Genomic DNA, 18,968 nt, shown 5'->3' with positions numbered 1-18,968 from the left:
TATCGTTAATTATAGTAGATTTCTCCGAAAGGGTCAAGCAAAAACACTTTAGCGTGCTAAAAAGCTTTTTTTGCAAAAAATGGTCTGTAATTTTGCTCCACATTTCTGTTGCAACTTTTTCAAATCAGTGATAAGGTAGAATCTACCAACACTGAAATAATGGGAGGTGTTCTAAGATGTTTCGCCTTTGGGGACGAATCTGGAAAGATAACCATATGCTGAAGGATACCGTGATCTGTGATGACCGCCAGGAGACCAGAACGCACAAGGTTTTTCACTGTCTGGAGCAGATCTGTTATGAGCTGGATCTTGGTAATCCAATCTGGCTGGATACTACGGTGCGGGATTTTAAGAAGCACAGTAAAACACGTTTTTATCAGGATAATTTTATTGAACAGATTGACTTTGATTACCTGGAAATACAGGTAATAGAGGAAGATGGAGAAGAATGATGAAAAAGACAAAAATGTTTATGCTGGTTCTCACCAGCGCAGTACTTGCCCTTACTCCGGTAACTGCAAACGCAGCTGAAGCTGCACCTTCTCAGGTAACGGAAACTGTTATTGCCACCCCTACTCCGACACCCAAAAAGCCACAGAAAAAAGGCTGGGTGAAGACCAAATCCGGAATCAGAAGATACTATCGAAAAGGAAAACGCCTCACCGGTTTCCAGAAGATTGGCAAGAATTATTTCTATTTCAGTGCCAAGGGAACCCTATTAAAAAATACTACTGTTAATAAAGGTTACAGGGGATTTACTTACTACATCGACAATAAAAGTCATGTAATCGGCAGAAAAAAGGGTTCTACCTACTATACTGCCAGCGGAAAGAGAATGACTCAGGTTCAGATTGCCAACCTCCGCTCCAAGCAGATTGCAGCAGAGATCACCAATTCCAGCATGTCCAAATCCCAGAAGCTTCAGACATGTTTCAACTGGGTGATCAAGGGCTATTATAATATCTGGCGTGATTTTGACCAGGGCGGCAAGGACTGGCCGGCTACTTTTGCAAATGACCATTTTCTGCATCACAACGGAGACTGCGTTTCTGACGCTGGCGCATTTGCTTACCTCGCCAAGGCAATCGGATACAAGAATGTTTATGTATGTGCCGACGCTGTGCAGAGCAACAACAATGCCCACGCATGGTGCGAGATCAACGGGTATGTTTATGACCCGCTTTTCGCAGAAGCAAAGAGTTACAGCAAGTATTACGGTGCAACCTATGGTTCTTATGGACTTTACCCGGTTTTGAAATATAAGATTTCATAAATGGTTAATATTCGCTGTACTGGCTGCAGTAACTAAGTTCAGACAAAATATATGCGGCGCACAGATTACAAAAGCTCCCGGATCCGCTACAGGATTCCGAGAGCTTTTTTGGCAAGCTGGTCAGCCATATCGTTGTATTTGTCGTTGGAGTGTCCTTTTACTTTTACAAAATGGACTTTTACTTTCTTCACGGCTTCCCGGTAAAAGGCCTGATACGCAATTGTTCCGGGTTTGGTAGCTTTCCAGGCACCGGTGCACCATTTGGCAATGCCTTCATAATCATGGTAAATGGTGATTTCCGGAATATTATGATCCACAGCATACTGCATTGCCGCTTCGGAGCCTTTGATTTCTCCTGCTACATTATGCATCAGTGCCAGCTCTTTGTCTGTCATTTTTTCGCAGAATGTGTGCTCTTCTCCATCCTTCAGGATGACCATTCCGTAGGAAAATTCGCCGGTGTCAGAGCGGTAACTGCCATCTACGTAGGCAATCACCTGGGCTGACGCAGGTTTTTCTGCCCTGGGAAGTGTATCCGGGATGCCCTCTGCATTCACACCGGCAAATGCCTGTGCCTCTTCCATAGTGGGAAAGCTCTTAAATTCTGCTCCCGAAAATCCCGTGACCTGTTTCTGACACTCTGCCCAGGTCATAAATACACCTGTTTTTCTGCCTGTTCTTACTGCATAGTATTTCTTTGCCATGTAGTCTCCCTTCTGTATCAGACATTCTCAAACACTTTTTCTTTAATTATAACGAAACTGTTTCTTATCTTCAATAATAGATTAGAGCATGTCCACAACACACTCTAATCTATCCCTGGCCCGAAACTTTAATATACCCTGTTTGTCCTGTCGTCACGTTGGAACCGCTGAATGTTTTTCACCACTTCATCCACTACGCGGAATCTGGTCTCTTTCGCAGCCCATGCAATATGCGGAGTAATGATCAGTTTATTGCTGTTCTGGATCTTAAGAAGCGGATTCTCCGGATTCATTGGCTCTTTGCAAAGAACATCAAGGCCTGCACCTGCAATGGAGCCTTCGGTAAGAGCTGTATACAAATCTGGCTCATTTACAATGGCGCCTCGCGCAAGATTCAGGAAAATAGCGGATTTCTTCATCTTGCGGAATTTTTCCAGTGTCATCAGATTCTCCGTGTACCCGTTCAGCGGTGCATGGACGGAAAGAATATCAGAGCGGGAAAGAAGCTCATCCAGGCTTACCTGTTCATATTCTGTATTGTATTTCTTCCCGGAAGCGGAATAGCAGATAATATGGCAGCCAAATGCCTTGGCAATCTGCGCCACCCTGTTTCCAATTGCGCCAAGACCGATAATTCCCCAGGTTTTTCCATCCAGCTCGAAGAAATTCTGTCCGAAATGGGAGAAACAGGTTCCTCTTGCATATTCTCCGGATTTTACGTAATTGTCGTAATAATTCAGTTTTTCCAGAATATAGAAAAGAAGAGCGAAGGTATGCTGTGCCACTCCGTTTGTAGAGTATCCGGCAACATTGTAAGCTGCAATTCCCCTCTTTTTCAGATAGTCTCCATCCAGGTTGTTAAAGCCTGTTGCGGTCAGGCAGACCAGCTTTAGGTTCTGTGCTTTTCCAATGGTAGACTCGCAGATTGGAACCTTGTTGGCCACGATCACATCTGCGTCTTTTGTCTTTTCTTCCATTTCATCTGCTGTTGTACTTCGATATATTACTACTTCGCCCAGTGCCTCAAATGGAGTAAATACCATATCCTGTCCCAGGCTGTCTGCTTCCAGAATTACAATTTTCATAATGTGCTCCTCGCTTTCTTCTGTGCTCATTTATATAGTCGTGCGTTTCCTCATCTGTTTTATAAAATACCGTTTTCTCCGGGAAAATGCAATCCCAAACTATAAAATGTACAATAAGTGTTACTATCCTGTTATTATTCACTGGTGATGTTCTGCGAGGTGTTTTTTGTGAACAAAGTTCACAGAACCCCTGAGAATTAAGTTTGCGCAGCGTGTTGCTGTAAATGGGGAAAACAATAATCCCCAAAATACAAGAGCGCAAGGCTGATAGTGCTTGCGCCCTCATCTACCATTCTGTAATTGTCAAGCCATAAATTCCCGGATAATTTCCCTCATAATCTTCTCTTCCTCAGGAGTCAGCATCTTACTGAAATGACTTCCGGAAGCAGCTGTCTGCTTGATGCTACTGGTAATCTTATCCACGATTTCTTCCTGTAAAACAGGGTCCGCTTTTTTCGCGGCTGGAATCTCTTCTGTCCAGCTTCTCATCTGCTCCACATAATCTGCCAACGTATCCATCACCAGCTCTTCTTTGTAAGAAAAATCCAACGCCTGACGTAAGAGCAATAACACCACCGGTACAGTGGCGCCCACATACAGATAAGTCAGAGGAAGTCCCTCTTCTATCCTTAACGTCTTGGAAAAATAGATGGCACAGCCAAGAATCACAGTGGACAAAAGTGCCGGATACCACACCAGCCGATTCATTCTGTGAAGAAGCCTGTCCCGTGTTTTCCAAAGTCTCAGCCATTTTTCCTTCAGGCTGATCCGCTGACTGCTGCCTGCTCCTTGGGTGTTTTTCGTGCCTGTGTTTTTGCTTCCGGTACTTTTCAGCATTCTTCTGTAGGTGAGGTTTGTCGTCAGCATTCCAATTGCTCCAAGGGTCCCAAGGGCCGCCATACTGTAGAGCAATATCTGCAGATCCATAATTTTCTCCAGCATAATGTCCTCCCATGCTTTCTTTCAAATTGGGAAACTGTTCAATATCTTTGCACCGCAGTTCTCTTTTTTTTGTATGAACCTGATTTCAAAAAATACCTGGCGGAACATTGCCAATAAACAGTAACCTTTTACGAACATTATACCGCTGTCCTGTTCTGTATGAAACATAAATCGTTCGTCAAATTCTCGGTGAATCCCGCTTATCCTGTGGTTTCTCTGCATATTTTCCTATTTTATGATCACTTATATAAAGACTTTCCGCAATATATCAATTAGTTTTTGATTTATTGCGGAATAAGTATGATATATTGCGGAATAGCATTGATTTTTCGCGCTATAAGTCAAATATATCGCGGAAATAAATGTAAATGCCCCTTAAACAGATTCTGATTATATCTACAGAGTCTGCTTAAAGGGCAATACATTATCTTCCCTACATTTCCTGCAATGCAGCTACCACTTTCTCAAATTGCATAAAGTGAGACGCCTTTACCAAAATGGTATCACCGGTCTGCACATAATCAGACAGATGGGACAAAAGGCTGTCACGGTCCGGTTCTTCTATAACGATAAGCTCCGGGTTCTTTCTCGCCATCTTCGCAATGTTTGCGGAAAGAGGGCCGGTGCAGATGCAAACGTCAATTCCACACTGGGCTGCATGCTCGCCTACCTCTGCGTGAAGCTGAACTTCATTCTCTCCAAGCTCTCCCATGTCGCCTAAGATTGCCACTCTTCTGCCAGCACCATCTTTCAGCACATCCAGTGATGCTTTCATGGACATTGGGTTGGCATTATAACAATCGTCTACGATAAGGAAACGGTCTGTCTCGATCATGTGGAATCTGCCGCTGATGGCTTCCAGAGTCTCAATTCCATGACGGATCTGCTCCAGCGTCAGTCCGTAAATACGACCAACTGCAGTTGCTGCCAGGGCATTGTATACCATATGACGGCCAGGCATTGGGATGTCCGTTGTGAAAGACTCCTCACCTACGTGAATGCGGCAGGTCATGCCTTTCAACCCTCTGCTCACGATCTCATCCGCATAAATATCCTTATCTGACTCCATACCGAAGAATACAGGCTTAATTCCTTCATATTCTTTCACAGTGCAAAGCTTATCATCGTCACCGTTTAATACAATATGTCCATCTTTTTTCAGATATTTAAAAATTTCGGTTTTCGCTTTCAACACACCGTCTCTGTCACCCAGGTTCTCCAGATGGCAGGTGCCAATATTCGTGATCACACAGGTATCGGGTCTTGCAATCTTTGCAAGTCGGGTCATCTCACCAAAATCGCTGATTCCCATTTCCAGAACTGCGATCTCATCCTCGTCACGAAGGCGGAATACGGTGAGTGGAAGACCTAACTCATTGTTAAAGTTTCCCTGTGTTTTCAGGGTACGGTATTTCTCTTTCAGGACAGAGGCAATTACCTCTTTTGTACTTGTTTTTCCCACACTTCCGGTAATTCCAACAACCGGAATCTGAAGCTGCTGCAGGTAAAATTCTGCAATGTCCTTTACAGCCTGAAGGGAAGATTCTACCTTGATATATGGGAAATCAGCATTCTCCAGGATTCTCTCAGATAAGGTAGCAAGCGCACCTGCCTCCATCACCTGGGGAATAAATTTATGGGCATCTACACGTTCGCCTACGATGGGAACAAATAAGGTTCCGGCTTCTGCTTTCCGGCTGTCTGTTGTAATAGAGGAAACCTCCTGCTCCAGCTTGTCAGACGGTCCGGAATAAACACCGCCGCAGACCTTGGTCAGGTTTTCCAGGGTAAGATTTTTCATTTTATTTAATCCTTTTTATATTTAATATAAACATTCGGTATATTATTCGTACTTCTTTAAAGAAATCCGGATCAGTTCCTCGCAAAGCGTCGGATAATCCATTCCCAGTACCTTCGCCTCCTGAGGAATCAGACTGGTAGGAGTCATTCCCGGAAGGGTATTTGCTTCCAGACAGTACATATCTCCGTTCTCTTTCATCATGAAATCCAGACGGCTGTAGCCAGTAAGTCCCAGTGCTTTTGCTGCCTTCACTGCATTCTCCTGCATTTTTGCTGTGAGCTCCGGAGAAATCTCAGCCGGGCAGGTCTCTACAGTAGAGCCAGCCTGATATTTGTTCTTGTAGTCATAGAATCCCTGGATCGGAGCAATCTCGATGATCGGATACGCCTTGTCATCCACAACTGCAACAGAAAATTCACGGCCTTTAATATACTCCTCCACAACAATATCCGCGCCATACTGGCATGCATCTGTAAGAGCCTCTTCGTATTCTTTCTGATCATTTACAATATAAACACCTACGCTGGAACCACCGCAGCTTGTTTTTACAACTACCGGGAATTCCAGTCCATGCTTAGCAATGTCTTTCTCCAGATTGTCTCTTGTCATGGTAAATCCGCCTGGGGTAGGAACATGGTTCATCAGGAAAACTTCCTTGGTGATACGCTTATCCATAGCCATGGCACTGCTGAGATAACCGGTTCCTGTGTAACGGATTCCCAGCAGGTCAAAGGTAGCCTGCACCTTTCCATCCTCACCATTCGCGCCGTGAAGTCCAAGGAACACAATGTCACATTTTTCACAAAGTTCCAGAACATTTGGTCCGAAAAAGCTTCTACGTTTTTTCTCCATCTCCTTGATCTGCGGATTGAAGCTGCTCATATACTCTGCTGCTTTTTCCACATCATATTCAGCCGGGAAAGGATTCTCCCAGTCTACATTCTCAACTCCACAGAAAATATCTACAAGTATTGCCTCATGACCTTTCTGGCGCAGTGCACCGCAGATTCCGGTACCGGATACAATGGAAATCTCTCTCTCCGTACTGGTTCCTCCAGCCAAAACTACTATCTTCATAATCTTATATCTCCTTTTTTGTTCGTAAACGTAACTGTTCAGTTCCTTCACAGTTACACGCTTTGCCATGCACAGGAATCATGCATTCGCATGATTTCGCGCTGAATTTCCGTGGGGCGTGCAGATTGCGGAAATGATTTTTCAAACAGACTCTAGTTTTCCCAAAACACCTCGCAGAATATTCTCTACTGAATAGTTACTCATACACAACCACCGGCATGCCAACCTCAATATTTGCATAAATCTCGGCCGCCTTGTCATATGGAACATTTACACATCCATGGGAGCCTTCCCACAGATAAAGATTTCCTCCAAACTCAGACCGCCAGGAAGCGTCGTGAATTCCCACATTTCCTGCAAAAGGCATCCAATAGGTCACATTTGCCTCATAATCCTCTCCTGTAAGCACAGCCGGAGATTCCTTGGCATCCAGTGCATAACAGCCTGTAGAAGTGCCACAGCCTTCAATATCCGGATTTCCGCTTACAATAGGTGTGTCCACGATCGGAGTTCCCTTCTGGTAAAAAACAAGACGCTGGTTTGTCAGATCTATCTCCACGTAGGTGGAACCAATATCATTGGTTCCGCGACTATAGCCTGAATACAGATAAACAGGCTCACGAACCTGGGTAACACCGCTTTCGATAGCAGCGATCAGCGCTTTTACTTCTTCGTCCTGATCGATCACCCAGCCGTAATCGCCGCCTTTAATTTCCACCTGGCGATTATCGTAAGTCAGAAATGTCCTGGTCTGTCCCATAGTATCATATTTCAGCCCAAGGTCTGCCACATACTGCCGCACCAGATTTTCATCCAGTATCACATTGCCATCCTCATCATAACCGAACCAGTTCTTGATCAAGGTACGGTCCACAGTCTCAGTACGATCAGCAAAGTCATAAGTTATGATCACCTTGACAAGCTGGTTCATTTTTTCACAATTGGCTTTCAGCTGTTCATCTGTGCTGTATACCGAAGGCTTCCGGTAGCAGCTCTCGTTCTCCAGATTTACAGAAGTTTTTCCCCGGAGCATGGCTGCGGAAATCACTTCCTCCATCTTAGTGCGATCCAGAGCATTTCCTATTACTTCCGGAATGATTTCAAAAGTATCTCCGGTATCCTGGATCTGGGCATCCACAGGCTGGACTACATTCTCTGGCTGCATGCATTTCAGATTATCAACAGCCTGCCCCATCAGCTCCACGTTATAGCTGAGGGATTCTGAAATATCATAATTCTTATCCTGGTTAAAAGCAAGAAACCAGATAAAGCGGTCCTGGTCTTTGATCAACTGCTTCACAATACCGGTAGACACATAGGAAAGCCCCACATCCTGGGCAGAAATTGCTTCCTGACCGTTTTTCATGGTCTCCACAGCAAGAACATAAGCGCCTACACGCTGGTTCAGAAGGTCCTCGGTATCTTCTGAAGCCATATAGGAACAATTAAAGCCATTTACCATAGATCCTGGAAGAAAATGACTGGAAAAGTAGTACACGCCATATCCATAGGCTCCTGCTGTAAGAAGCAGCAGCAAAACCACAAGTAAAATAACAATCGTTCTTCCTGCGCCTGCTTTTTCCTTATTTTTTGCCATAAATTCCTCCCTGCTTATGATGAATTCTTATTGCCTTTACACGACCACATCTTCTGTTTATCCTTATGCAGGAAATAAACTCCATAGTCGGCATTTATTTCTGCCTTCCAAATGCAGACGGGTAAAGACAATAAAAAGCAGATGATTACTGTTCACAGATAACAGTAGATTACTCTGCCTCTTTTTATATGCCAGATCAGGTACTTTTCCTGATCTGGCATGGTTACATTCTATGCGCAAATTTCCGATTTCAGAGCCTGTTTGAAAATAGCGGCTCACCTTTTACGGAAAGGTTACCGTTCACAGCAACACGCTTTTAGCCGAGAAGTTTTTCTACACTGACAAGTTTCACACAAAGTACGAATACCTGTGCTGCTTTGCCAAGATCCTCAAGTGTAGGGAAGGATGGTGCAATACGGATGTTGGAGTCTTTCGGATCCTTGCCGTATGGATAAGTAGCACCTGCGCCAGTAAGGACAACACCAGCCTCTTTTGCTCTGGCTACAATTGCCTTTGCACAGCCATCCAGGGAATCAAAAGAGATGAAATATCCGCCGTGTGGCTTTGTCCACTCACCGATTCCAAGTCCGGAAAGTTCTTTGTCAAGCGTATCCAGAACCAGCTCGAATTTCGGGCGGAGGATATCTGCGTGTTTTCTCATGTGGGCGTGAAGTCCGTCAAGATCCTTGAAAAATCTTACGTGACGGAGCTGGTTCAGTTTATCATGACCGATGGTCTGAACCTGCATATATTTGCGGAAATCATCCAGGTTTGCCTTGGAAGCTGCAACGGCAGCAATTCCGGAGCCTGGGAAGCTTACCTTTGAAGTGGATGTAAATTTATAAACAAGATCAGGGTTACCAGCTTTTGCACACTCACCAAGAATCTCAACCAGGAAATCCTGATTATCATCATAGAGATGATGGATGCTGTATGCATTATCCCAGTAAATACGGAAGTCAGGTGCTGCCGGTTTCAGTCTTGCAAAACGCTCTACGGTTTCTTTGGAGTAAGTGTAACCCTGTGGGTTGGAGTATTTCGGAACACACCAGATTCCTTTGATCGCTGCATCTTCACTTACCAGTTTCTCTACCATGTCCATATCCGGTCCCTGTGGAGTCATCGGAACATTGATCATCTCGATTCCGAAAAATTCGGTGATCTTGAAGTGACGGTCATAACCTGGTACCGGACAGAGGAATTTCACCTTGTCAAGTTTGCACCATGGAGTATTTCCCATTACACCCTGAGTCATGGAACGTGCGATACTGTCGAACATAACGTTCAGGCTTGAGTTTCCATATATGATAATGTGTTCCGGATCTACCTCAGACATTTCTCCAAGAAGACGCTTGGCTTCCGGAATACCGTCGATCACACCGTAGTTACGGCAATCTACTCCAGTCTCGCATTTCAGATCTGAATTGCCCTTCAGAACGTCCATCATTTCCATAGAAAGTTCCAGCTGTGCATTGCTTGGCTTTCCTCTTGACATGTCAAGGGCAAGTCCCTGTGCCTTGATCTCTTCAAATTCTTTGTCCAGCTCTTTTTTCAGTGCCAGAAGCTCTTCATGATTCATTTCGGTATATTTTTTCATAAATTCCTCCTTCGGCAATTGCCTGTTTGGTGTATCCTCCTCGTATATCTTTTCCATTTTAGTATGCTAAATTGTCGGTTGTCAAGTGTTTGGCTCTATTTTATATAAAATCCCCCTTAAACTGCTTCCCATCTTCCAGAAGCACCGCATGGCAATACCAGCCCATTTGACTTCACCGGAAGACCAATTTCCTGGGAATCTACATGTCCCTTATACTTCTTCATCTCTGTTGCCAGCATATAAGTAAGTACAGCCGGAGCAAGTCCGGTGGTGTAGGAATTGATCAGGAAAAACAGGGGATCATCGCTGAGAATCTTTGTGCAAAGCTTCACCAGGGGATGAATGGCATCCTCAATTTTCCAGATCTCGCCTTTTGGTCCTCTTCCATAGGACGGAGGATCCATGATAATTGCGTCATAGTGATTCCCCCGGCGGATTTCACGCTCTACAAACTTCACGCAGTCATCTACCAGCCAGCGGATTGGTGCATCAGCAAGACCACTTGCTGCCGCATTCTCTTTCGCCCAGGTAACCATTCCCTTAGAGGCATCTACGTGTGTAACGGATGCACCTGCGGCTGCCGCCGCAAGAGTTGCACCACCTGTATAAGCAAACAGATTCAGAACCTTGATCGGTCTGCCAGCCTTGCGGATCTTGTCTCCAAACCAGTCCCAGTTTGCTGCCTGCTCCGGGAAAAGACCGGTGTGCTTGAAGCTGAATGGTTTCAGATGGAACGTAAGATTCTTGTAATGAAGATCCCACTGCTGGGGCAGATCAAAGAACTCCCATTCACCGCCTCCCTTGGAGCTGCGGTGATAGTGTGCGTTCATCTTGCGCCATCCTGGCTCTGTCTTCGGTGTATCCCAGATTACCTGCGGATCCGGACGGACAAGGAGATATTTCCCCCATCTCTCCAGTTTCTCGCCGCAGGAAGTATCAATTACTTCGTATTCTTTCCAGCCATTTGCTATCCACATTTTATTTTTACCTCATTTTCTATTATTTCGCACAAAAGTCCTAAATGTCATCCATGAATCATATCTGTATAAGTAAAATCATGAATCATTTATAGCACGAATGCGGACAACCCCTGGGAATCGCCACAAACGCAATGTAACTGACTTTCATTTCGCCTAATATCAAAGAACAAATTTATGATAGCAGAAAACTGTACCCACGTCAATTTTGTTAATCTTCTTCCCTGAAAAAGTGCCCAAAAATCCGCCTCACTTTTTTCGGATTTTTCCCATTGAACCACATATTTTTTCGCACTATAATCACATTAAAAAGGAGCGTGATTCAAATGTCAGAAAAGACTACCGATAATAAACTTCCTTACACCTGTACCTCCGCCTACGACCGCAATGCCTGCAAAGGCTGCGTCTGTTCCACCTGCTATGAACAGGAATTCTGTGACAGGTGCAGCAGCTGCGAAAATCAGTCGAAGCGCAAGGAGCGCTGCAACGCTTATGAGGGTGCATACAATTATTAGTCCTCTGTTTTTTTGCACCTCATGCACAAAAAGTCTGAGTACAGATGCCGTTGCAAGCGACATCCTATACTCAGACTTTATTATGAAATCATTCTACCTGCATATTTCTGCAGCAAACTATCAGCATCCGGCTTTTTCTGCCTTTTCCTTCTGTCTCTCATCCCACAGCTGATCTGCTCTCTCTTTCCAGCAGGCTGCATATTTATCACATTTGCCGCAAAGGTGCTCTGCGCTCTCCGGAGACTGAAGATCTGTGGATTTTGCGCCAGTCTCTGTAACTAATTTACGCAAAATTTCCGGATTTTCCAGCATTGGACATGGACGAAGCATGTTCTCGTTGAAAGGCTGGTTATCATGATAAGCCTGGAAAATCGGGCTCTTCAGTGCGTCCAGAAGAGAAGTATCCTTGATGTTGCAGTTTGAATAATGGATGAATACACAAGGCTCCACATCACCATTTGCATTAATATGCAGATAATGTCTTCCACCTGCAATACATCCATGTACAAATTCAGCATCATTCTGGAAATCCAGCGTAAAGATTGCTTTTGTGCTTCTGAATTTACGGATTGCACGATACATTTCTTCTCGCTGGTCCGGTGTAAGAAGAAGCTCCGGTGAAGCGTCATTTCCAACTGGCATATAATGGAAGAACCATGCAAATAATGCACCACAATCAATCAGCTTGTCGAAATATTCCTCGCTGCTTACACTGTCTACGTTCATACCTGTATAGCAGGTGGAAACTCCAAATGGAAGCCCTCTGTCCTTCAACAGCTTCATTGCATGCATAACCTTCTGATAGATTCCCTCTCCACGACGTCCGTCGTTGGCTTCCTCGGAACCTTCCAGACTGAATGCCGGAACGAAGTTCTTTACTCTTAAGATTTCATCACAGAATTCCTCATCGAAAAGTGTTCCGTTTGAGAAGGAAAGGAACTCACAATCCGGATGCATCTCACAAAGTTTAATAAGATCTTTCTTACGTACAGTAGGCTCACCACCGGTATAAATATACATGTAAACACCAAGCTCTTTACCCTGTCTGATAATGGAGTCAATGGTCTCCAGATCCAGGTTCAGCTTGTGACCATACTCTGCTGCCCAGCATCCTGTACAATGCAGATTACAGGCACTTGTAGGATCCAGAAGAATTGCCCACGGAACATTACAGTTGTTCTGTGCTGCAACTTCTTCCTGTCGTGCACTTCCCTTTAAGCTGGCGTTTACAATAAAGTTCTGGAAAAATACTTTTCGGACACCTGGATCCAGCTGATACAGATTCATGATCAGCTTATACCAGTTGCTGTCTGTGTCCTGGATCGCATTACGAATGGCATCCCTCTGACCTTTATACCAGTCTTGCGGAGTGAATTTATCTACCAGCTCCATCAGCTTCGGAATGTTTGTCTCCGGATCCTTTTCCAGATATTCTAATGCTTTTGTTACAGCACCTTCCATAGCGGCCTGTTTTGCTTTATCAATCAGTTTCATAATGCTCCTCCTTTAAATTTCTCTGAATTCATCTTCCCAGACTACATTTTCATTCTCACGGATTTTCACAGTGTATACTACCACGCAAAGCTTCAGTATTCCCTCCAGCAGAAATGCCACGCCTGTAAAAATCACAGTCAGCTTTGCACCTCCTGCCGGATCAACAAGAAGAAGCATTCCAAATATTCCGGTTGCTACTGCAATAAGCAAAACTGCCCACCAGAGCTTCAAACCGAATTTTTTCGCTTCCACTGACATTTGGATCCGAAGCAATGCATCGGTCAGAATCACAAGACCGAAAATCACGAAAATCAGTCTTAGTATGGCTTCCCTTCTCACCAGAATCAGAATTCCAACTGCAATCATGAGAATTCCAAAGCCAAGGTCAAATTGAAAAGCCAGACAGTAAAAATCTCTGGAAAAATAGCCGATAATTTTTATGATTCCATCTGCAATGAACAGAATTCCTGCAAGAACACAAATTATTTTCACGGCTTTTTCCGGAACAGCCATCAAAAAAATTCCCAAAGCACAGAAAACAACTGCCATCACTATATATCCATTTCGTGCTATTTTCAAAGTTCCTGACGAATTCATTCTGATTCTCCTTTCTGCTTTTCATGGATTTATTATAGTAAGATAAATTTCAAAAAGGAACGGACAAAAAAAGGACTGTGTCTGAAATTCAGACACAATCCCATATTTGCCTAAAAGCTTACCGCATTTCCATTCTCCGGGGAAAAAAGCAGATTTACAAATTCCCTATACGATTTTCAGATAAGCAGGTTTGGTTCCTGCCACCTTTTCCAATGTTTTCTCAAAAGTATTTTCATAGAGTTCACGCAGTTTCTCTGCATATTCTGTCAGATCGTAAGACATCCTGTGATCCATCCAGTCCAGAATCACTCCGATCATTACGCATTTATAAAAATGCATGAGCACCTTCATATCTTCTTTTTCCATAATTTCTTCTTCAAAATTATGTACGATATACTGCTTTATAACATACTGGCACATTTTATCCAGTACACTGGTAAACGTTTCTCTCTGCACGGAACAGTAAATATGGAGCATGGCCTTCTTGTTCTCTCCGATCAGATTCACCAGTACCTCAAGGCATTCCAGCATAGAATCCACTTCCACCGGATGTTCAAAGGCATTGTCCACTTCCCGAAGAAGAGCTGATTCCACAACATCAGAAATATCGCGGAAATGATAATAGAAAGTATTCCGGTTCACACCGCAGCGCTCCACAATATCCTTCACTGTAATTTTCGCAAGAGGTTTCTCATTAAGCAGTTCAAACAAAGTCCTGATAATAATTTCTTTCGTAAAACCAGACATTTTCTCACCTGTCATCTTGAAATGAAGCCGTAAAAAAGCCTAATCGGCTATGTTTCTGGCTTGTTAAGTTATTATCACAGATTATGCCACAAACCAATTTAAAATGCAAGGACAACGCGCCCTTGCATTTACATTAATTTCCCCTGTTCTGATAAAACATCAATTTCTGGAACTGATTCATTTCTTCGGATACGTCCCGGACAGCTCCATAAAACATTTTATGTCCATCCTGTTCTCTCAGGAAAAATGCTTTGATATTTATCCAGATATACTGACCGTCTTCTCTTCTGCGACGCACAGTTCCCTCTGCACCTTCAGCCAGTCTCTGGAAAGACCGCTGGAAAATATTCTGCATTTTTTTCCTGTCATCCGGGTGTATTGCCTCCATGACCTGAACATTCTCTGCCAGATCCACAGGATCCTGTCCAACCAGCAGACAGTACTTATCATTTACCTGCAGCAGCTCCACATTGTCACAATATACATCATAAATGGCAATTGGTCCAAGAATATTATTCAGTATACTGTCGCTTGCCAGCTCTGACTGAAACAGATCCTTGAAACGTATATGCTCAATTTTTCGCGCCTGAATCCCACGGTAATCCACATTATTCTCGTCATTGAGAAGTATTTTTATTTCTTCGACTGGAAGAGGCTTGTAGAAGAAATAGCCCTGGCCATAAATACAGCCCATATTCAGCAGATAATTGATCTGGTCTTCCGTCTCAACGCCCTCTGCGATCATACGAAGTCCCATAATATTTGCCATTCTGGTAACAGCCTCAAGAATTCCCATTCCCTTGTCCATGGTATTCTCATCCATTTTCAGGAACTTCATGTCAATCTTCAGAACGTCTACATTCACATCCTTCAGCATATTCAAAGAAGAATATCCGCTTCCAAAATCATCCATCAGAACGGTAAAGCCTGCATTTCGCAGTGCCTCTGCCACACCTGTGATCACCTTATATTCTTCTACATAAGCACTTTCTGTAATCTCCAGCTCTACATATTCTGGCGGAAGCTCGTATTTGCGAACCAGATTTTTAAAATGCTCTACTACATCAATTGCATAAATATCCACACTGGATACATTGACAGAAATAGGAATTACCTTGTGTCCGCTTTTTATCCAGTCCTGCAGCGTCTGGCAAACCTGCTCCCACACCTTCATGTCCAGTTCTGTGATCAGTCCGTTACTCTCCATAACCGGAATAAAATATCCAGGTGCCACAATTCCCTTCTCAGGATGCTTCCAGCGCACCAGTGATTCCAGCCCGACGATCTTACCTGTGTTCAGATTACATTTCGGCTGAAGATAGTAGATAAACTCATCTCTTTCCAGACCGGCCTGCACTTCAGCAAGGAGCACATGATTATTCTCCAGTCGTGTCTTCATATCTGAGCTGTAATAAGCACAACGTACAGCATAATTTCCCTTTACTGTCTCCTGCGCAAGAATTGCCCGGTCATACATCTGTGAAGCACTGAGACTGATATCATCAATTACATAAAAACCAAAAGCAGGAAGGAATCCGGTATGTCCACCGTATGCACGCACAAATCCGGTAATACGGCATTTCAGATTTTCGAGAACTTTTTCATCATTTGGAAGAACAATTACAAAATCGTCTCCGCCCATATAGCCGGCAATCCCGCCAAATTCCTGACGCATTTTATTAAGATGCGCCCCGATTTCCCGCAGGAGCTTGTCTCCTGCCACCTGACCATACCATTCATTAAAAAGCTTAAAATGTTCAATATCAATGGCTACCAGACAGTATTTCCCTGCCGTAGTTTCATTTACTCTGAGGAAAGCTTCTGTCTGTGTAAAAAAAGGAATTCGGGCAAATAAACCTGTAAGCTTATTCTTCTCAGTCTTGCCCGGGTTTCTCCGTTCCAGAATCTCCTTCTTCATATTTACAAAACGGCAAAGATTATCCATATCCTCCTCGTAAATATCCTTTGCCAAAATTACATGACAGTTCCTTGCTCCCGGCCACTCGACCTCTCCAGCATTGATTTTCAGCCATTTCCCCTGATCTTCATTATAAAATAAATCTGTTTTCCGGTTCGGATGTGCCAACGGGCAATTACGACAGGGCTTCTCTCTTCCCCGAAACTTCTCATAACAGATCTCTCCGGGCTCAAAATCCGAAAACTGTTTCATCAGTGCTTTACTCATATACTGAATTCGATATGACTCATCTACTATGTATGTAATTGTCTCAGTTCTCTTCTCCTGTCTCATACGCATCCTTTTCCATTTCTGAATGTAAATCCAACGATTAAAACTATTAAAAATATTATAAGCTATTCCTTTTCAATACGCAACAGGTCAACTCGCGAAAGTTTTTCTGTTTTTTTTAGGCAAAATGACACATATTACGATAAAGCTAAGAAATGCTCCTGCCAGAAAACAATAGAATCTATTGGCTGACTGGATGAATTGGAAAAACAGTATGATGACCCTATTGCTCACTTTCAAAAAAGAGTGGAGCAGCTAAAAGCTGACAAAAGCCGACAATGTTGTTGCATTTAGCGTGGCTTTCTTTTACACTCATATTTATCGGACAAGTACGTTTTTACACGGTGCAGTGTATCCATAAGCTTACGTACAATATTTTCATAAGAATATCTTAAGATTTTACCCCTTTCATCTTAAATTTTGTCTGATACCTTATATATTACAGGGGAGGTGAAAAAGAAAATGGCAACAATTCTTGTATGTGATGATGATAAAGATATTGTAGAAGCCATCAGCATTTATCTGGAACAGGAAGGTCACCAGATTCTAAAGGCTTACGATGGACAACAGGCACTTTTGGTTTTACAGAAAAATGAGGTGGATCTGTTGATCATCGACGTTATGATGCCGAAGCTGGATGGCATCAGGGCAACTTTGAAAATCAGGGAGGAGCATTCTCTCCCTATTATTATTCTTTCAGCAAAGTCCGAGGATGCAGATAAAATTCTTGGATTGAATGTTGGAGCTGACGATTACGTAACCAAACCCTTTAGTCCTTTAGAGCTGATTGCCAGGGTTCGTTCCCAGCTTCGAAGATATACCCAGCTGGGTGCAGCGGTTTCCTGTGAAAGTCAGCATATTTATACAACCGGCGGGCTGACGGTGAATGACGATCAGAAAGAAGTTCAGGTGGATGGCGAAGCCCTGAAGCTTACGCCAATTGAATATAATATTCTGCTTCTTCTCATAAAGAATCAGGGCCGGGTATTTTCCATCAATCAAATTTATGAAAATATCTGGAATGAAGAAGCAATTGCGGCAGATAACACAATTGCCGTGCATATCCGGCATATCCGGGAAAAGATTGAGATCAATCCCAAGGAGCCCAGGTATTTAAAAGTTGTCTGGGGACTTGGGTATAAAATTGAAAAGCTTTGATTAAAAGTATTTGAAAGATTCGCTATTGGATATGCCAAATGGCGTTACCAATACGATAAGCAGCACATTATCAAGAAAGGGGTTAATCATATGGAAAAGAAAAAATGGCACCGCAGCCCTGGTATCAAAGGGCTTTTGCTCCTATTGCAATATATTTTTCTGGGAGCTGTAATCTTCTTAGGTTTATTTTTAATTACCTCTTTGGCACATGGTCTGAGGCTTTCTGATTCCGGGAAAGATTATCTGGATTCCACGGCATTTGCCAATACCCTCTACGACGCAGCCTATGACGTGATGTACGGAATTTCTGTTACATTTCCCTATACTAATGTATCCTGGAAAGGCCTTGCCCAAAATGAAGCTTCCCAGTCATCTGACAAAAATGCCTCATCTGCGGCTCACACTTCTTTAAATCAGACATCTGCATCCCAAGTAGTTGATCTTAATGAAATTGCCAACGATGAAGAAATCTCTTTTCAAAACACCTCCGGTCTGGCCTATTCAGTTTCAGACCTGGAAAAATGGGCGCAGGATTTTGATACCTCCAGTGGAAATCCCATTGTGATCTGCCACCAGGCTTCTTCTGCCGGCGAGTCACTTTCCCGGCATTATTATTATGTTCAGGATTTTCTGGAAAAAATTGACAGTGGAGAGCTGGATTTTTCTGTGGATATGGAGTATTACGGATTCAGTGACTCTGCAACTGAAATAGCATCCTACGATGAAAATCTCAAACAGCTTATCGAAGACATCAAAAACGACATGCAATATGGTGTAATGGATGATCTTTCCGGCATTCAGATCACATCCGGGGACGGCAAAGTGCTCTATGATTCCATCTCCCTCTATGATGGATATTATGAACCAACAGAGGCTTATCCGCCCCAAGGCGCAGACAGCATTCTGGATGTTCTAAATTCCAATGCCAAATGGAACGACCGCATAGATGAGGCTTTCGAATCTCTTTACAGCCTTCTTTCCAGAACTGACTTTTATATCCAGCAGGAGCAGATTCTGAAAAATTATTCCCAGGGTCACTCCAACATGAGTTACATTTACATTAACGAGGATGACGGACAGGTTATTTCCAATGACAGCAAGCTGGAAGCCCAGCTGGGCTATACCTTGGAACGCAGTGTAACACACGTTGATTCAG

Annotated in this window: 17 protein-coding genes and 1 pseudogene; 6 read left to right on the top strand and 12 right to left on the bottom strand. The window is 43.5% G+C overall.

Annotated features, from left to right (window positions below; translation table 11 throughout):
• Window positions 1-176 precede the first annotated feature (176 nt).
• Both AB5706_RS13335 and AB5706_RS13330 read left to right on the top strand, forming a co-directional pair.
• A complete protein-coding gene (locus AB5706_RS13335; protein WP_173717839.1) occupies window positions 177-452 on the top strand; it encodes a hypothetical protein in 276 nt (91 codons plus the stop codon).
• Window positions 449-1,273 (top strand): transglutaminase-like domain-containing protein, encoded by an 825-nt coding sequence (locus AB5706_RS13330; RefSeq protein WP_118582104.1) that lies wholly within the window; start codon window positions 449-451, stop codon window positions 1,271-1,273. Before AB5706_RS13335 ends, AB5706_RS13330 begins: the two co-directional genes overlap by 4 nt.
• 86 nt (window positions 1,274-1,359) lie before the next feature.
• On the opposite strand, the gene AB5706_RS13325 is transcribed toward AB5706_RS13330, so the two are convergent.
• The 5 genes from AB5706_RS13325 to AB5706_RS13305 all read right to left on the bottom strand — a co-directional run bounded on the left by AB5706_RS13325 (window position 1,360) and on the right by AB5706_RS13305 (window position 6,882).
• On the bottom strand, window positions 1,360-1,977 hold the full coding sequence (locus AB5706_RS13325) for a ribonuclease H1 domain-containing protein (RefSeq protein ID WP_173717838.1): 618 nt from the start codon (window positions 1,975-1,977) through the stop codon (window positions 1,360-1,362).
• Window positions 1,978-2,105: 128 nt separating this feature from the next.
• A complete protein-coding gene (locus tag AB5706_RS13320; protein ID WP_270431999.1) occupies window positions 2,106-3,062 on the bottom strand; it encodes a D-2-hydroxyacid dehydrogenase in 957 nt (318 codons plus the stop codon).
• A gap of 303 nt (window positions 3,063-3,365) precedes the next feature.
• Window positions 3,366-4,004 (bottom strand): hypothetical protein, encoded by a 639-nt coding sequence (locus AB5706_RS13315; protein WP_173716849.1) that lies wholly within the window; start codon window positions 4,002-4,004, stop codon window positions 3,366-3,368.
• 433 nt (window positions 4,005-4,437) lie between these two features.
• A complete protein-coding gene (locus tag AB5706_RS13310) occupies window positions 4,438-5,805 on the bottom strand; it encodes a UDP-N-acetylmuramoyl-tripeptide--D-alanyl-D-alanine ligase (protein WP_187565141.1) in 1,368 nt (455 codons plus the stop codon).
• Between the two features lie 42 nt (window positions 5,806-5,847).
• The gene (locus tag AB5706_RS13305) at window positions 5,848-6,882 is read right to left on the bottom strand and encodes a D-alanine--D-alanine ligase family protein (protein WP_173716847.1); all 1,035 of its coding nucleotides are present in this window, start codon (window positions 6,880-6,882) and stop codon (window positions 5,848-5,850) included.
• A 112-nt stretch (window positions 6,883-6,994) separates the two neighbouring features.
• On the opposite strand from AB5706_RS13305, the pseudogene AB5706_RS13300 reads away from it, so the two are divergent.
• A pseudogene (locus AB5706_RS13300) lies at window positions 6,995-7,078 on the top strand (DUF6783 domain-containing protein); the annotation flags it as partial.
• Here the strand turns inward: AB5706_RS13300 and AB5706_RS13295 are convergent.
• The 3 genes from AB5706_RS13295 to AB5706_RS13285 all read right to left on the bottom strand — a co-directional run bounded on the left by AB5706_RS13295 (window position 7,079) and on the right by AB5706_RS13285 (window position 11,053).
• Window positions 7,079-8,479: a peptidoglycan binding domain-containing protein gene (locus tag AB5706_RS13295; RefSeq protein WP_368366131.1), complete on the bottom strand. Its 1,401-nt coding sequence runs from the start codon at window positions 8,477-8,479 to the stop codon at window positions 7,079-7,081. It lies immediately after the preceding pseudogene.
• A 316-nt stretch (window positions 8,480-8,795) separates the two neighbouring features.
• Window positions 8,796-10,076: an aspartate aminotransferase type Ic gene (locus tag AB5706_RS13290; protein ID WP_195590901.1), complete on the bottom strand. Its 1,281-nt coding sequence runs from the start codon at window positions 10,074-10,076 to the stop codon at window positions 8,796-8,798.
• 116 nt (window positions 10,077-10,192) lie between these two features.
• Entirely contained in the window at window positions 10,193-11,053 is an 861-nt protein-coding gene (locus AB5706_RS13285; RefSeq protein WP_173773551.1) for a class I SAM-dependent methyltransferase, read from the bottom strand.
• Between the two features lie 326 nt (window positions 11,054-11,379).
• Between AB5706_RS13285 and AB5706_RS13280 the strand changes: the two genes are divergently transcribed.
• Complete coding sequence (locus AB5706_RS13280; protein WP_118582078.1) at window positions 11,380-11,568, top strand: hypothetical protein; 189 nt, start codon at window positions 11,380-11,382, stop codon at window positions 11,566-11,568.
• A gap of 120 nt (window positions 11,569-11,688) precedes the next feature.
• Here AB5706_RS13280 and AB5706_RS13275 read toward each other — a convergent pair whose 3' ends face one another.
• The 4 genes from AB5706_RS13275 to AB5706_RS13260 all read right to left on the bottom strand — a co-directional run bounded on the left by AB5706_RS13275 (window position 11,689) and on the right by AB5706_RS13260 (window position 16,657).
• On the bottom strand, window positions 11,689-13,062 hold the full coding sequence (locus tag AB5706_RS13275; RefSeq protein ID WP_368366130.1) for a radical SAM protein: 1,374 nt from the start codon (window positions 13,060-13,062) through the stop codon (window positions 11,689-11,691).
• A 12-nt stretch (window positions 13,063-13,074) separates the two neighbouring features.
• Window positions 13,075-13,659, bottom strand: a complete 585-nt coding sequence (locus tag AB5706_RS13270) for an HdeD family acid-resistance protein (RefSeq protein ID WP_173716842.1) — start codon at window positions 13,657-13,659, stop codon at window positions 13,075-13,077.
• Between the two features lie 165 nt (window positions 13,660-13,824).
• Entirely contained in the window at window positions 13,825-14,406 is a 582-nt protein-coding gene (locus AB5706_RS13265) for a TetR/AcrR family transcriptional regulator (protein ID WP_173717830.1), read from the bottom strand.
• Window positions 14,407-14,539: 133 nt separating this feature from the next.
• Window positions 14,540-16,657, bottom strand: coding sequence for an EAL domain-containing protein (locus AB5706_RS13260; RefSeq protein ID WP_368366129.1), 2,118 nt, complete (start codon window positions 16,655-16,657; stop codon window positions 14,540-14,542).
• A gap of 459 nt (window positions 16,658-17,116) precedes the next feature.
• On the opposite strand from AB5706_RS13260, the gene AB5706_RS13255 reads away from it, so the two are divergent.
• Together AB5706_RS13255 and AB5706_RS13250 are read left to right on the top strand one after the other, a co-directional pair.
• Window positions 17,117-17,812 carry a response regulator transcription factor gene (locus tag AB5706_RS13255; RefSeq protein WP_173717828.1) on the top strand — a complete coding sequence of 232 codons (696 nt, stop codon included), beginning with the start codon at window positions 17,117-17,119 and terminating at the stop codon, window positions 17,810-17,812.
• 90 nt (window positions 17,813-17,902) lie between these two features.
• Window positions 17,903-18,968 (top strand): hypothetical protein (locus AB5706_RS13250; RefSeq protein ID WP_368366128.1); only part of this gene is annotated, 1,066 nt, incomplete at its 3' end.

The organism is Ruminococcus sp. RTP21484sp1_RTP21277st1_D2_RTP21277_210401, from assembly GCF_040924225.1.
Lineage (GTDB): Bacteria > Bacillota > Clostridia > Lachnospirales > Lachnospiraceae > Blautia_A > Blautia_A faecis.
Note: the sequence above shows the minus strand (reverse complement) of the source record. Positions and strands in the feature narration are given on the sequence as shown.

What these genes read in the sequence shown, in the direction of transcription:
- AB5706_RS13335 (WP_173717839.1), top strand. Translation starts at nt 177, where the DNA reads ATGTTTCGCCTTTGGGGACGAATCTGGAAAGATAACCATATGCTGAAG.
- AB5706_RS13330 (WP_118582104.1), top strand. Translation starts at nt 449, where the DNA reads ATGATGAAAAAGACAAAAATGTTTATGCTGGTTCTCACCAGCGCAGTA.
- AB5706_RS13325 (WP_173717838.1), bottom strand. Translation starts at nt 1,977, where the DNA reads ATGGCAAAGAAATACTATGCAGTAAGAACAGGCAGAAAAACAGGTGTA.
- AB5706_RS13320 (WP_270431999.1), bottom strand. Translation starts at nt 3,062, where the DNA reads ATGAAAATTGTAATTCTGGAAGCAGACAGCCTGGGACAGGATATGGTA.
- AB5706_RS13315 (WP_173716849.1), bottom strand. Translation starts at nt 4,004, where the DNA reads ATGCTGGAGAAAATTATGGATCTGCAGATATTGCTCTACAGTATGGCG.
- AB5706_RS13310 (WP_187565141.1), bottom strand. Translation starts at nt 5,805, where the DNA reads ATGAAAAATCTTACCCTGGAAAACCTGACCAAGGTCTGCGGCGGTGTT.
- AB5706_RS13305 (WP_173716847.1), bottom strand. Translation starts at nt 6,882, where the DNA reads ATGAAGATAGTAGTTTTGGCTGGAGGAACCAGTACGGAGAGAGAGATT.
- AB5706_RS13295 (WP_368366131.1), bottom strand. Translation starts at nt 8,479, where the DNA reads ATGGCAAAAAATAAGGAAAAAGCAGGCGCAGGAAGAACGATTGTTATT.
- AB5706_RS13290 (WP_195590901.1), bottom strand. Translation starts at nt 10,076, where the DNA reads ATGAAAAAATATACCGAAATGAATCATGAAGAGCTTCTGGCACTGAAA.
- AB5706_RS13285 (WP_173773551.1), bottom strand. Translation starts at nt 11,053, where the DNA reads ATGTGGATAGCAAATGGCTGGAAAGAATACGAAGTAATTGATACTTCC.
- AB5706_RS13280 (WP_118582078.1), top strand. Translation starts at nt 11,380, where the DNA reads ATGTCAGAAAAGACTACCGATAATAAACTTCCTTACACCTGTACCTCC.
- AB5706_RS13275 (WP_368366130.1), bottom strand. Translation starts at nt 13,062, where the DNA reads ATGAAACTGATTGATAAAGCAAAACAGGCCGCTATGGAAGGTGCTGTA.
- AB5706_RS13270 (WP_173716842.1), bottom strand. Translation starts at nt 13,659, where the DNA reads ATGAATTCGTCAGGAACTTTGAAAATAGCACGAAATGGATATATAGTG.
- AB5706_RS13265 (WP_173717830.1), bottom strand. Translation starts at nt 14,406, where the DNA reads ATGTCTGGTTTTACGAAAGAAATTATTATCAGGACTTTGTTTGAACTG.
- AB5706_RS13260 (WP_368366129.1), bottom strand. Translation starts at nt 16,657, where the DNA reads ATGAGACAGGAGAAGAGAACTGAGACAATTACATACATAGTAGATGAG.
- AB5706_RS13255 (WP_173717828.1), top strand. Translation starts at nt 17,117, where the DNA reads ATGGCAACAATTCTTGTATGTGATGATGATAAAGATATTGTAGAAGCC.